The 14,004-nt window shown below is 35.1% G+C and carries 11 protein-coding genes and 1 pseudogene; 1 reads left to right on the forward strand and 11 read right to left on the reverse strand.

Annotation, left to right across the window (positions count from 1 at the left end; all coding sequences use genetic code 11):
- The 10 genes and pseudogenes from GLP24_RS03550 to GLP24_RS03595 form a co-directional block, all read right to left on the reverse strand.
- A pseudogene (locus tag GLP24_RS03550) lies at positions 1-114 on the reverse strand (S-(hydroxymethyl)glutathione dehydrogenase); the annotation flags it as partial.
- A 420-nt stretch (positions 115-534) separates the two neighbouring features.
- A complete protein-coding gene (gene gfa / locus GLP24_RS03555; RefSeq protein ID WP_101768891.1) occupies positions 535-1,098 on the reverse strand; it encodes an S-(hydroxymethyl)glutathione synthase in 564 nt (187 codons plus the stop codon).
- Between the two features lie 302 nt (positions 1,099-1,400).
- Positions 1,401-2,012 carry an S-(hydroxymethyl)glutathione synthase gene (gfa, locus tag GLP24_RS03560; RefSeq protein ID WP_101768892.1) on the reverse strand — a complete coding sequence of 204 codons (612 nt, stop codon included), beginning with the start codon at positions 2,010-2,012 and terminating at the stop codon, positions 1,401-1,403.
- Positions 2,013-2,180: 168 nt separating this feature from the next.
- On the reverse strand, positions 2,181-3,407 hold the full coding sequence (locus GLP24_RS03565; protein ID WP_101768893.1) for an NAD(P)/FAD-dependent oxidoreductase: 1,227 nt from the start codon (positions 3,405-3,407) through the stop codon (positions 2,181-2,183).
- A 543-nt stretch (positions 3,408-3,950) separates the two neighbouring features.
- Positions 3,951-4,844 (reverse strand): LysR family transcriptional regulator, encoded by an 894-nt coding sequence (locus GLP24_RS03570; RefSeq protein ID WP_101768894.1) that lies wholly within the window; start codon positions 4,842-4,844, stop codon positions 3,951-3,953.
- Positions 4,845-5,091: 247 nt separating this feature from the next.
- The gene (locus tag GLP24_RS03575) at positions 5,092-6,318 is read right to left on the reverse strand and encodes an NRAMP family divalent metal transporter (RefSeq protein WP_101768895.1); all 1,227 of its coding nucleotides are present in this window, start codon (positions 6,316-6,318) and stop codon (positions 5,092-5,094) included.
- Positions 6,319-6,552: 234 nt separating this feature from the next.
- Positions 6,553-7,272: an acetolactate decarboxylase gene (budA, locus tag GLP24_RS03580; protein ID WP_221944915.1), complete on the reverse strand. Its 720-nt coding sequence runs from the start codon at positions 7,270-7,272 to the stop codon at positions 6,553-6,555.
- A gap of 12 nt (positions 7,273-7,284) precedes the next feature.
- On the reverse strand, positions 7,285-8,949 hold the full coding sequence (gene alsS, locus GLP24_RS03585; protein WP_232615535.1) for an acetolactate synthase AlsS: 1,665 nt from the start codon (positions 8,947-8,949) through the stop codon (positions 7,285-7,287).
- 268 nt (positions 8,950-9,217) lie between these two features.
- Positions 9,218-10,408: a NupC/NupG family nucleoside CNT transporter gene (locus tag GLP24_RS03590; RefSeq protein ID WP_232615536.1), complete on the reverse strand. Its 1,191-nt coding sequence runs from the start codon at positions 10,406-10,408 to the stop codon at positions 9,218-9,220.
- 629 nt (positions 10,409-11,037) lie between these two features.
- Positions 11,038-12,504 carry an MltF family protein gene (locus GLP24_RS03595; protein ID WP_232615537.1) on the reverse strand — a complete coding sequence of 489 codons (1,467 nt, stop codon included), beginning with the start codon at positions 12,502-12,504 and terminating at the stop codon, positions 11,038-11,040.
- A gap of 363 nt (positions 12,505-12,867) precedes the next feature.
- Between GLP24_RS03595 and GLP24_RS03600 the strand changes: the two genes are divergently transcribed.
- Entirely contained in the window at positions 12,868-13,359 is a 492-nt protein-coding gene (locus GLP24_RS03600) for a YehS family protein (protein ID WP_101768900.1), read from the forward strand.
- A gap of 92 nt (positions 13,360-13,451) precedes the next feature.
- Here the strand turns inward: GLP24_RS03600 and copI are convergent, their stop codons facing one another.
- Complete coding sequence (gene copI, locus GLP24_RS03605) at positions 13,452-14,003, reverse strand: copper-resistant cuproprotein CopI (RefSeq protein ID WP_232615538.1); 552 nt, start codon at positions 14,001-14,003, stop codon at positions 13,452-13,454.
- Position 14,004 lies beyond the last annotated feature (1 nt).

Here is a 14,004-nt window from a genome sequence, read left to right on the forward strand (position 1 = left end):
ACGAACTAATACTTCACCAGCACGAGGTAACATTACATCAATTTCTTCAACAGAAAGAGGTTGTTTAGGACCCCATGCGATAGCAGCTTTTGATTTGATAAATTTGTCAGTCATCGTTCACTCTCTTAAAATATAAGTGACCCATGTTTAAACATGGTGTTCGTTGTTAATTATAGTCACAGGTTTAATACCATCATTGTGACTTGATGCCGCTATTATATTTGTTTCTTAAAAATTGATAATCCCTTAAATTGTAAAATCATTATTACTGAAGGGTAACAATAAGTCTATCTTCTCATGGTAAATAGGATATTACTCATGTTTGTTCTTATTTTAGGCGATACTACCTATTGATGTGAATATCTAGCTATTATTAATTGTAAATACTTTTAAATGAGGGCATAGATTGTCTAGGATTAGTCTTTTAACTATGACCGTTATTTTTACCATTTGAGATGAAATTTAGATAAAAAAAAAGCAATATCAAAAGATATTGCTTTTTAAAGAATAAAATAATTCAGCTATTTATTATGCTTATTTTTGGCTTTGAGCATAAACGTGTGCTGCAATTGCATCCATTAGTGCTGGAGATAGGCAATCGTATGTATTAAGACCTAGTTCGTTAAGACGTGCACGGATAGCCGTCATGTCTTTAGGATCTGTACCTGTTTCAATGATAGATGAAACAAATGCAGCAAACTCAGGTGCAGACCAACCTTTGTCAGTTGATAGTTCTGTATGAACAAAATCTAAACCGAAGAATGGGTGATTAGCATTCTCGATACGACCGTACATGTGAACGCCACATTCTTTACAAGCATGACGTTGAATTGCTGCAGACTCATCGATAATAACAAGCTTTTCTGCGTTAGCAATTACTTCAACGTTGTCACGAGAGATAACAGCGATTTGTGAAAATACTGCGCCTTCAGGTTTCCAGCACTTAGAACAACCACAAGCATGGTTATGTGCAGTTTGACCAGATAGTTTCACACGAACTGTATTTGATTCACAGTTACAGTTTAATACGCCACCTTGGAAGTTTTCTTTAGTTGCAGTAAAACCGTTATCAATTGCAGGGTGTAGAGATATAGACATAATGTTTCTCTTATTGGATTGTTATTAGATGATTTATTTTTTAGGTTTATTATAATTAATTATAAAGACCATTTTTAAATATTATATTTATTTGTATAAGCACAATTAAAAATTAATTAAAATAATAATTAACAAATAGATATTGGGTTGATGTAGTACATTCTATGCTTAATTTTATTTTCCACAATAACGAATACTGTAATTGATTATTACCAAATAGGAACAATCGAAAATAAAGGTAGACAGCCCTAGTAAGGCACAACTTAAAAGGGCGTTCTTATGAAAATAAATTAGCGGTGATTTTATTTATTTTTACTAATGTGGGTTGAAATAGCATCCATTAAGTCGGGTGATAAGCAATCATAAGTTTCTAAACCTAATGATTCAAAACGCTCACGAATTGCTGGCATTGATTTAGGATCAGTACCTGTTTCAATAATTGATGAAACAAATGCGGCAAACGTAGGCGCAGACCAGCCTTGCTCGCTTGATAGTTCAGTGTGAACGAAGTCTAAGCCGTAAAATGGGTGGTTTGTGTCTTCAATACGGCCATACATATGAACGCCACAATCTTTACAAGCATGACGTTGAATGGTTGCTGTTTTATCAACGATGATTAATTTTTTAGCATTGGCGATTACTTCAACATTATTTTTTGGAATAACGGCGACTTGTGAAAATAATGCGCCTTTAGGTTTCCAGCATTTAGAACAGCCACAAGCGTGGTTATGAGCAGTTTGGCCATTTAACTTAACGGTAACTTTATTTCTTCGGCATTGACAGCTAATTAAACCACTTTTAAATGTATTTTTAGTTGGTTTAATTCCACCATCTATTGCTGGATGCAATTTAATAAAAGATGTCGTTGAACCTTCGGTATTATTACCGAATAACTTAGCAAAGAATTTTTTCATTATATTAATCTTAATATGTATAGTAGGATAAAGTATTAAATATTTTATGATAAAAAGAATATTAACGATAAAATATTAGGTATTAGGTATTAGGTATTAGGTATTAGGTATTAGGTATTAGGTATTATATTCGGCTAATAATGATTAGCCGAATATTTATTATGTTTGTTACATGCCGTTAGGCTGGAATAAAGCTTTTAAGCGTTTAGTAATAATTAAACGTGATACAGTAAACATACCTTCAACGGTACGTTGGTGAAGGCGGAAAATTGTATCGTAAAGACGACGAATTAACCGTCCTTTAAAGACTAATTTATTTGCCATCTTTGAATGAGGTGCAAATGAACCAACAGCAAAGTGGTGACCAACAGCGACAACCATACCACCGTCTTTAAATTCAAAATCAGTTAGTTCTTTACCGCGTAATAAATCGGTCAAGCTTTTAGTTAAATGCACTGCAGCGCGGTTAGCAGCTTGTGCTTTTGGCGGTACAAAGCTACCGTCAGCCTGTGGAATTGATGCACAATCACCTAAAGAGAAAATGCTGTTATCAACAGTTGTTGTTAAGTTTGCATTAACAAGGATTTGGTTCATACGGTTATATTCTAGACCACCGATGCCATTTAACCAGTCAGGTGCTTTTACGCCAGCAGCCCAGAACTGAATATCTGCTTCTAATGGTTGATTATCCGCGGTTACCATACCGTGATCTGATACTTCGCTGATGCGGGTATTAAGCAATACATTAATATTGGTACGTTTTAGTTCTTTTAATACTTTTTCTGACATTTTTAGTGGGCTATTTGGTAGCACACGATCAGCAGCTTCAATTAAGTTAATTGTTAGTTTAGCTGCATTGTAACGTTGTAGCTTGTGGCTTACACGAGCAAGCTCTGCTGCAAGTTCAACACCTGTTGCACCTGCACCTACAATATTTACAGTGCGATCACTACCTTCACGTAGTAATTGACTGATTTTATTCCATGCATGACGAGCTTGGCTTGCTGAATCAAGGAAAATACAGTTATCACGTGCACCTGTCGTATTAAAATCATTACTTACAGCGCCGACAGCAACAACAAGGTAATCATATTTAACCATCGCTTCTGTGCCATCATTACGGCGAACAGCGAGCATTTTATTTTCACGGTTAATATCAGTCATTGCTGCTTGATAATGTTGGTAACCGTTAATTGCACCATGAGTGAAATAGCAAACAGAATCTAACTCACGGTCAAAAGTACCCGCAGCAATTTCATGCAGACGTGGTTTCCAATAGTGATCAGTTTCTGGCTCAACCAGAATAATTTCATGTTTTTTACGATTAGCTTTAGCTAACAATGTAGATAGTTCTATACCGGCAGCACCGCCACCTACAATAACGATTCGTGACATAACGAATACCTCAAAAAGTGAACCCTAGACATCATTCTCAGGGGATGGTCTTTCCATCATTAAAGCTATGAGCTGATCCGTTGCTACAAAATGATTTTTTATTAGCCCTAATACGTAGGGCCGCTACCTGATATCTTATATGTAATGAATTTCTTTGATATAAGACAATTAAATCAGTCAAAATTCAAGTTCTGTGAACTAAACAAGGGTATTTTTTTTAAAATATCTTAGTTGAGCCAGGAGTGACTATTATATTGCTAACTCATTTAATGACAATAGAGTAAAAAACAAATAACTTTTACTCTGTAGTAATAATCAGGAACGAAAATATACTTTAAAAAATAATGACGGCAATAAATTGTTAGTAAAATGACAGTATTCAGGTCTATAGATAATCTGCATAACTATACATTTATAAACAGAAAAAAGGATAAAGAGAGTAAGTGTGATAAATGGCAGTGTTCTTATAGAGTAAGAATTAAAGCGCTATTAAAGATAGGGGGGATAGCATGAGTAGAGGTGCTCATGCTAAATAATGATTATTTAAAATGATTCAATATTGGTAAATTGTCCTTGAAGCCAATGAATAGCAGGACTTAATTGGGAACCAATAGGATAAATAAGAGATGCTGACCATACATTACTAGTGATTTTACTGAATGAAAGGTTAAGTTTTTGTACTAATTCATTCTTAAGATCATGTTGTAATACGAAATCAGGTAAACAACAGATACCAATATCTTCACGGCATAATGATAAAATAGTATGGATATCTTCAACATGCCATAATTGTAATGCGGCTTTTGCTTCTTCAAAAGGTAGAGAATCTAAAGAGGCTGGAATTAATAGACGTTGTTGACAGAAATCTTGGTAGCTTAATGTTGTTGCGCCATCATTAAATTTATCAAGGTAAGATTGCGTCGCAACCCAACTGACATTGATATTGAATGCTTGGGTATATTCTAGATTCATCTTATTTTCATGATCAAAAATACCCAGTGCGATATCAAGGTTTTTAGCTTTTATCTCTTCAGCTAAGCGTTTACTATTTTGTTGCATAATAAATAATTCAATATTAGGCAAATCAGAGGATAGTTTTTTTATTATTGATAGTATTTTATCATTACAAACCAGTGGATCTATCCCCACTTTTATTTTTACATCATTCATATGGTAAATAGATAATGATCGCTCAAGAAATGTTTGATATTGCGCCATCATTATTTTTGCATTTTTTAGTACATGTTCCCCTTTTTCTGTAAGGCGAGGGCATTTACTTGAACGGTCAAATACTTGAAACCCTAAATCGAGTTCAAAATTTTGAATAGTGAGGCTAACTGCAGCTTGAGTTTTATTTAGCTGTCGTGCAGCAGCACTAAACGAACCATATTCGGCAGCAGCAATAAATGAGGTAAGAGTTTCAATCTTTATATTCATTTTTTAACGATTCATCTTATTTTATTATTATGGATATAATCATATCTTATCAAACTGTATAAGAATGATAGTAATATAGCTGCTCTAATATAACTAAATCATATATATAATAGCAACTATTAGTGATTTTATAATAACATTTAATGCTAATTTGTAACTAAATAGTTATTGATTATGTCTTGATGCGATAATTAACATAAATATTAATTAAAATGGAAGACATATTTAGTGAGATGTCTCCCATTAATTAGCCGATAAATTTAGTAATAAAACCACTAATATTAGATAGGCTAGCTAAGCTCATAATAATTACAATAGTAATGCCAATAGCGGTCAGATAAAGAGGGTGTTTATAATCGCCAACAATATTGGGTTTGCGTGTAGCAGCAAGCATTGTCGCGAGCACTATTGGTAGAATAATACTGTTGACTAGACCTGCTAGCATCAGTAATAGAATCGGCATGTTCATTAATACTGTGCCTAAGGTCGTGAAGATTATAAATCCAACACACCATGCTTTTTCATTACGAGCAACAATAGGGAAAAGGGTTTTTATGAGAGATATAGCCATGTAAGAATTACCAACTACCGAAGTAATTGAAGCAACAAATAAGACTAAGCCAAAAATAAAGTAACCAATATCACCTGCGCCGTGGCGAAATGCGTCTGCTGCTGGGTTTGATTTATCTAATGTTACTCCAGTTGTGATAACACCTAATATCGCACAAAATAATAAAATTCGAATAATGACCGCAATTGATATTCCGGCCCATGCTGTTTTGATGACATTGTGTGTATTTTCAATGCCCGTTAATTTCACATCAATTAAACGTTGTGCGCCAGTATAATAGCCACCAACAGCACCACCGACGATAGTTAAGGTTGGTAATAAAAGGTTAGAAAAATCAGAGGGGGCAATCGCAGCCATTACGGTAGGTGCTAATGGCGGTAAATTGGTAAGGGCAACATAGGCGATTAATACGATCATTAATAACCCGAGATAACGTGCCATTTGATCCATACGCTTTGATGCATTATGAACAACAAAAAGTAGACTACCAATAACACCTGTAAAAATCGCGCCCCAGGTGGTATCTAGTCCTGCTAGGACATTCATACCAAGGGCTGAGCCACTAACATTACCAAAGTTGAAAGCAACAGCGCCAAGCGCTAATAGAATACCAATGAAATATCCCATGCCTGGTGCCACTTTATTAGCAATATCTTGAATACGTAAGCCTGAAACACCAACGATGCGCCATAAGTTCATTACAATACCAAACGTAATAAACATGGAAGCAAAAACAGGGAAAGCCATATCAATGTTATAAATATTGGTAAATACGGCAGTTTGCGTTAAAAAACCAGGACCGACAGATGTTGTGGCCATTAAAAAAGCAACACTTAAAATAGCTTTGTTTTGCCAGTTGTTGTTACGCGGGGAGGTGTTGGTGGTTAATGTGTTAGTTTGCATAATCAATCCCAAAATTAATGTCTCTCATATTTATAAAAATAGAAAGACAACTGATGGGGATCAGCTGCATTGTGATGACGTTTTTTTTGCTAAAAAGCAATGTAATGTAATCGATTGCTTTAGCTGGCGCAGATAATAGAGATAGTCTTGGTTATTGTCAATAATGTTTTTTAAATAGTAAAAAAAAACCCCATTATTATAAATAACAGGGCTTGAAATAACACGTCTTAGCGATTATTTTTCGGTAGTATGGATAGCCGCTTTAAGATCGTCAGGATTTAAATCAGCACGATCAAATTCTTGAGATGCAGGCATGCGTAAATGGAAATCTTTAAATATTTCAACTTCAGTGGTGCCTTCTGTCAAAATAAAGTCACTGACATGACCACCTTGAGTACGATCATCACTAATGAAATGGAAATGGAAGCCAGGAACATTAATACCGATCATGTATTCAGGGATCTTAAAGCCGATCATTATGCCTGAGACATGGGTCATTTCTGCAATAGGTTGATGTTTTACGACTTCTACCATTGGCGGATAAGGGCGATGTTGTGCTGGAACGGTACGTGTTTTAACGTATGAAAATTTACCCGTTAAACGAATAGCATTAATTGCATTGTTAGCAACAAAATCTTTTTCTAAACACGCTTCAAACTCAGCTTTTGTTAGTTCAATAAGGCTTACTTTTTCCGTAGGTTCAAAATTAACCACAGAAGCAAAGGGAGTGGTAATATCATGACTAACTAAATGTACTTCACCAGTACTGGTTAGTTGATAGACTTCATCACCTAAAACGATCATTTCACCATCAAGGTCATTAAAGGTACCAATACCAAAGTTGCCGTGATCAAGTAGTTGACCAATTGTAAAATCACCTTGGTATAAACCTGCAATTAAGGCACTCATCATTGAAGTTTGGTAAAACGTTTTGTTGCTATGTTGCTGACTCATGATGTTTTCCTATTAATCTTGTTGGCAAGGGTGAAGTTGGTCAAGTATACGGCTGTTATCGCGGTAGTCAATATTAACGTTAACTAATACAGGACCGCTTAATGCCATTGCTTTACGTAATACTGGTTCAATATCATCAGCAGTATTAATTGCTAAACCATACGCACCAAAGCTTTCGGCATACTTAACAATATCTGGGCCCATAAAGCTCACTGCACTTTCACGACCATATTTTTTAAGCTGCTGAATTTTTACCATGTCATAGCTGTGATCTGTCCAAACAAAGTGAACAATATTACATTTATGACGAACAGCGGTTGCTAATTCCATAGATGAGAATAAGAAACCACCATCACCAGACATTGAAATAACTTTTTCATTAGGTGTCAGTAGTGATGCTGCGATAGCCCAAGGTAAAGCAACGCCCAATGTTTGTTGGCCATTACTAAACAGTAATCGACGAGGCTCGAAACTATGGAAATAACGTGCCATCCAAATGTAGATAGAGCCTACATCGCAGCACACAGTTGTATCATCACTTACGAATCGACGTAGGTCATGCACAAAACGCAATGGATGAACACCCATTGACGATGTTTTGTTTACACCCATGCGCATAATTTGTTGTAAGTCTTGACGTAAATCCTGAAATTTTTGATTATTTTCAAGAGATTCACGTTGATCTAATTCAGCGGCAATAGAAGCAACTGAAACGGCCACATCACCGACTACTTCTGAAATAGGATTATAGCTAGCTTCTAAATCAGCTTGTTGGTAACCCACATGGATAATGGGTGTTTTACCGTCTTTATTCCATAAGATTGGATCGTATTCAATTGGGCTATAACCAATAGTAATAATTAAATCAGCATTGTTTAATGCAATATCACCCGGTTGGTTTTTAAATAAACCCACACGACCAAGGAAACAATCATATAAATTATGAGAAATGACACCAGCAGCTGCAAAGGTGTTAACCACAGCAATTTTAGTCTGCTCAAGTAATTGACGAATGGCACCAGCAACAAATGGCTGACTCGCATCCATACCTAATAATAATACTGGGTTTTTAGCCGCGTTGATAAGATCGGCTGCCTGACGGATAGCTTGTGGGTGCGCACCACCAAATAAAATTGGCTTCGGTTGTTGTACTGGAATAAAAGGAATTTGGTTAGTTAGTACATCTTGAGGAAGGCTAACAAAACTTGCCCCTTGAGTCGGTTGTTCTGCAATACGAAAAGCTTTATGAACCACGTCAGGTAAAGAAGCACTGTCCATTACTTCAGCGGAAAACTTAGTAATTGGATTAAACAGAGAACGTGTATCCATTGATTGGTGCGTATTATGGGAATACATCGAAAGTGGAACCGCACCAGCAAGGGCAACAACAGGATCACCTTCACTATTTGCAGTAGCAACACCAGTAACTAGGTTTGATGCACCAGGACCTGAAGTGGCAAGACAAACACCAGCTTTACCTGTTAAACGACCCGTCGCTGCGGCCATGAAAGCGGCATTTTGTTCATGATGACAAATAATGATTTCAGGGCCGTTATCACAGATAGCATCAAACACGGAATCGATTTTAGCACCAGGAATACCAAAAATATGCGGAACATCGTGTGCTTTTAGGGTTGCAACGACAAGCTCTGCACCTGAGATGATTTTATTTGACATATAAGCCTCATTGTTATGATTATTTATCGGCTCAGGACATGTTTTCGCTAAATCGAATTTTATGTAATGAGTAATACAAAATTTAAATTATTTATCATACAAATTAAAGAGGCTAAAACTGGAAGTTAATATTACTTAATTAATTAATTGCAGTGGAATTGATTGTATATAGAAGGATGAGCAGAAGTAATAATGGCTGAAGATATTGATTCTTATGTGATAAAAAACCACAGGATTCATTTAAGAATCCTGTGGTTAATTGATGCTGCTATAGCATGATGTTAGCAATTAATGCAGATAAAATACTAACTAACGTTGAACCATAAAGTAAACGTAAGCCAAATCGAGCAACCATATTACCTTTTTCTTCGTTTACACCTTTAACCGCACCAGCAATAATGCCGATAGAGCTGAAGTTTGCGAATGAAACAAGGAAGATAGAAACGGTACCGACAGTATGTGCTGATAAACTACCGACTTGTTTTTGAAGGTCCATCATTGCGACAAATTCATTAGTAACAAGTTTCGTTGCCATGATACTGCCAGCTTGTAATGCCTCGTGAGCAGGAATACCCATTAGCCATGCAACAGGGTAGAACAAGTAACCAATTAAGTTTTGGAAGCTGATACCAAAAGCGGCACTAAAGCCAGCGTTGATCATTGAAATTAGAGCAATAAAACCAATAAGCATTGCAGCAACAATCACTGCAACTTTAAAGCCCATTAAAATGTATTCGCCAAGCATTTCAAAGAAAGTTAATTTTGCGCCACTTTCTGCTGCCATCATTTCATCGATATCCATTTCTGCTTCATGGTCATAAGGATTAATAATGGAAAGGATGATAAAAGTACTGAACATGTTTAAAAACAATGCTGCAACAACATACTTAGGGTCGACAAGCTTCATGTATGAGCCAACGATAGACATGGAAACTGTTGACATTGCCGTCGCTGCAAGGGTGTACATACGACGCTCAGACATTCCGCCTAGAATGTTTTTATAAGTGATAAAGTTTTCTGACTGGCCAACCATTAATGCACTGATCGCATTGAATGATTCTAGTTTACCCATACCATTTATTTTAGATAACAAGAAACCTAATCCTTTAATGATATAAGGTAATACTTTGATATGTTGCAATATACCAATTAATGCGGAGATAAAAACAATTGGCATTAATACATTAAGGAAGAAGTTAAAATCATTGTTATTCGATAAGTTACCGAACACAAAATTAGTACCATCACTTGCAAATGAGAGTAAACCATTAAATGCGTCTGCAAACTCTTTTACAATACCTGTACCAGCAGATGAATTGAGAAGGAAGTAAGCAAGCGCTAGCTCTATTATAAGTAACTGAATAATATAGCGATATTTGATGTCCTTTCGGTTATTACTAGCAAGTAAAGCTAATACTGCAATAACAACTAACCCGAGTATAAAGTGTAAATAGACCATATTGGATTGTGCTCAGTGTGATTATTATCTGTTTATGTGTGTATGCTGAATGATTTCATACCATGATAAAGTGATGTATATCGCATTTTTAATCCAGTAGTTTTTTTTGCAATTGACAAAAACTAATTTTCCACGATTGCGCAATCGCTTGCTATTTGTTTGAATATGGTGATAAAAATAATGATGACGATGAAGGGGCGTGATACGATTTATTATATTTTGTGATTTCACTCAAGTTTTTTGATTGAAATGTTTATATTTATTTAAATAACATGGTTTATTATGAGTATAATTGTTTAAATTAAGTGTTGGCTGTTTTGTTGGATATATAGAATTGTTAATCTAGCGTATTAATTCAATATATTAATATTAAAATGTAATATTGGAAATATGAGCAATGATTGTTACTGGCATTAATTTACATTATCAATAGATAATAGAACGATCTCTACTCTATTAATCTTATTACAGGTGTTGTAATGAAAAAATTATCCAAAAACCGTAAATTATGGTATTTCCATAAGCATGACCGTCGAACTAAGCATTTATCACTGCCTAATTTAAAATCATAAATCATCATTATGTATATAAACCATGATGATTATTGATGGCTTATGATAGTTAATGTGTTATTTAAACAACACCGGAGCATCAAATTTATACGGTGGAATAAAAGGGCGAATACCTGAATCACGGAAACGTTGAAGTTTCATTATTTGCTTATAAACAATGAAGTAACGATTAATGTTATTCACATAGACAATCGGTTGTAATCCAATGTGTTTACGGGTAATGAGTTCAACATTATTAAACCAAATATTAGGATTATAACCTTGTTCTTTTGCATAACGGCGCATTTTATTGATATTACCAGGCCCAGCATTATAAGCGGCTAAGGACAGATAAATCTTATTATCGTAATCTATTTTATCGCTACTAAAGTATTGATTTTGTAGATAACGCATATATTTCACACCCGCGTGAATATTATTTTTTGAGGTATATATATTAGGAATATCCACACTAGGATCACGCGCAGTACTAGGCAATACCTGCATAATACCAACGGCACCTTTGTTTGATACTTTATGTTGATTAAGCCCTGATTCTTGAAAACCTTGTGCCATTAACATTAAATAGTCAAAGTCATATTGTTTTGAATAGCGAAAGAATATAGGTGATAGATTTTCTATTTTATCAATATTATTAGGATCAAGTAGCGTATGAAGCCAACGATGATTCTTAATATATTTACTGTAAATAATATTACCGATTAATGTCCCTTCTTTTACTGTATCAATATAATGATTAACCAGCGCCATCAGTTTGGGACTGTCTTTACGCATAGCCCAAGCGATTTGACCATCATTACGTAATACAAAATTATCATTAACTCGAATATTTTTTAATATGGGTTGCCAGATTTTTATTTTATGGTTATCAATGACGGTTGCATTGAGAAGGTCTAAATTGATAAGTTCCAGTAATTCATAGTCTTGTAGCGTTTCATCTATGAATAATATTGATGCTGTGGGTAAATTTTGCATCCGTAATTTATTATTAATTTTGAGTAAACTTTGATGATAACTTGAACTTTTTCTGACCCAGATTGTTTGACCACTTAAATCGGTGACTTTATTAAAGGGCGGTTGTTTATTATTGTTAATGAGTACTTCTGAAATATTCGTAAGGACAGGTTCACTAAAAGCGACCCGTTTTTTACGTTCAGCCGTCACGGTAATATTAGCAATGGCGATATCACCTAGGCCATTGATGACATAAGGCAGCAGTTTATCTCGGTGTACAGGAATAATTTGTAGATGTAATGCTGGGTGTTTTTTACGAATATCTTGCTCAAAATGTTGCAATAAGTCTGCAATAATACCTTTAGTAATACCATCTTCTATATAGTAAAAACCCAGATCTGCTGCAACCAATACCCGTAATACCCGTTTTTTTTCTAGTTCTGCTAGATCACCGACATACTTAGAACCGCCGAGAGGGGCGAGTTGAACGGCATTAATTTGAAAACTTATTAATAATAGGCATAAAGAAATTAGCTGATATTTATATTTAATGAAATTAGAAATAGTCATAATTATTTATCTGCCATTCCGTAATAATCGTAAATTGATACGTTTTGGCTTTAATTATGGCTGTAAATAGTGAAAATTTCTTATTTATCTCGATAATTTGTATGACTTATACTGATGATGTTTTATATGCTAAAGAAAATATCGATAAGTATTAATCAATAGTTGAGTATTTATTTTCAATGGTAAGTTATTCATTGGTATGGTGTTAGGAAAGTTATCAATTACAGCTAAGAGTAAATTAATTGGCATTGTTGATATATAAAAGCTGCTAGATACGGGTGAATAGCGATGAGTTATCTGTTATTCTGCGCTGATAATTTCGCTGTGATTATTACAACCACAGCATACTAAATTGGATAAATTGTGACTAATAACGATGTTTTGCGCCGTATTCGCTATACTTTTGAATTAACTGATAGTGAGATGATCGCTATTTTCGCTGCTGCTGACTGTGAAGTAACACGTGAGCAAGTATGTAGCTGGTTAAAAGGCGATGAAGCGGAAGGTTATAAAAGTTGTTCTGATGAGCAAGTAGCTACTTTCTTAAATGGCTTTATTAATCAAAAGCGTGGCAAAAAAGAAGGCGTTCAGCCTGCGCCAGAGCAGAAAATCACAAATAATATTATTTTTAAAAAATTACAAATTGCACTAAATCTAAAAGCAGAAGAAGTGCTTGATTTATTGAAGTTAGTTGATTTCCGTTTAAGCAAGCATGAATTAAGTGCTTTTTTCCGTAAAGTAGATCATAAACACTACCGTGAGTGTAAAGATCAAGTGCTGCGTAACTTTTTACAAGCACTACAAATCAATCTTCATGGTGTTGAATCACTAGAAGAAACGACTGACGAGAAGTAATTGTCTTCGTTGTAAATAAATATTAAAAGCAGCTTCTATTGAAGCTGCTTTTTTATTGGCTGGGATTATTTTCTTCGTTATAACGGACTTTGTTACAACGTAATTGCTTTCATCATTCCAGCTTCTGCATGACCAGGCATATTGCAAGAAAGTTCAACATTTTTATCGCCGTGGAAATGCCATAGAATATGTTTTGCTTTGCCTGGTGCAACGGTGATACTGCTGCCATTATCGTGATTATGTTCATGATTACGATGATCCATTTCAACCATCATTTCTCGATGTTTTACTTGTTCTTTTGCTGAGCCGATAGTGAAATTATGATCCATTTTACCTGTGTTCATTACCACAAATTGCACCACGTCGTTAGGCTTGATATCAACGGGTTTTTTAAATGTGATTTTCATGTCATCAGAAAGAATAACGTATACCACTTTATCTGGCTTTGACCCCATTGCGGGCATTCCCACATCAGACATGTTTTTCATGTTCATCATCTGATGATCCATTTTATTGGTGTCCATTTGTGAATGATCCATACCACTATGATCCATTGTTGCGTGGTTCATTGTTGCGTGGTCCATTGCAGCCATCGCTGTTGTGGTTGTTAAGGCTAGTATTAAAGTTAACAGTATTTTTTTCATG

Source organism: Photobacterium carnosum, from assembly GCF_021236965.1.
GTDB lineage: Bacteria > Pseudomonadota > Gammaproteobacteria > Enterobacterales > Vibrionaceae > Photobacterium > Photobacterium carnosum.

Excerpts from the sequence above, each read along its gene's own strand:
- budA (WP_221944915.1), bottom strand. The coding sequence starts at position 7,272 with ATGAGTCAGCAACATAGCAACAAAACGTTTTACCAAACTTCAATGATG.
- gfa (WP_101768891.1), bottom strand. The coding sequence starts at position 1,098 with ATGTCTATATCTCTACACCCTGCAATTGATAACGGTTTTACTGCAACT.
- gfa (WP_101768892.1), bottom strand. The coding sequence starts at position 2,012 with ATGAAAAAATTCTTTGCTAAGTTATTCGGTAATAATACCGAAGGTTCA.
- alsS (WP_232615535.1), bottom strand. The coding sequence starts at position 8,949 with ATGTCAAATAAAATCATCTCAGGTGCAGAGCTTGTCGTTGCAACCCTA.
- GLP24_RS03595 (WP_232615537.1), bottom strand. The coding sequence starts at position 12,504 with ATGACTATTTCTAATTTCATTAAATATAAATATCAGCTAATTTCTTTA.
- GLP24_RS03570 (WP_101768894.1), bottom strand. The coding sequence starts at position 4,844 with ATGAATATAAAGATTGAAACTCTTACCTCATTTATTGCTGCTGCCGAA.
- GLP24_RS03575 (WP_101768895.1), bottom strand. The coding sequence starts at position 6,318 with ATGCAAACTAACACATTAACCACCAACACCTCCCCGCGTAACAACAAC.
- GLP24_RS03590 (WP_232615536.1), bottom strand. The coding sequence starts at position 10,408 with ATGGTCTATTTACACTTTATACTCGGGTTAGTTGTTATTGCAGTATTA.
- copI (WP_232615538.1), bottom strand. The coding sequence starts at position 14,003 with ATGAAAAAAATACTGTTAACTTTAATACTAGCCTTAACAACCACAACA.
- GLP24_RS03565 (WP_101768893.1), bottom strand. The coding sequence starts at position 3,407 with ATGTCACGAATCGTTATTGTAGGTGGCGGTGCTGCCGGTATAGAACTA.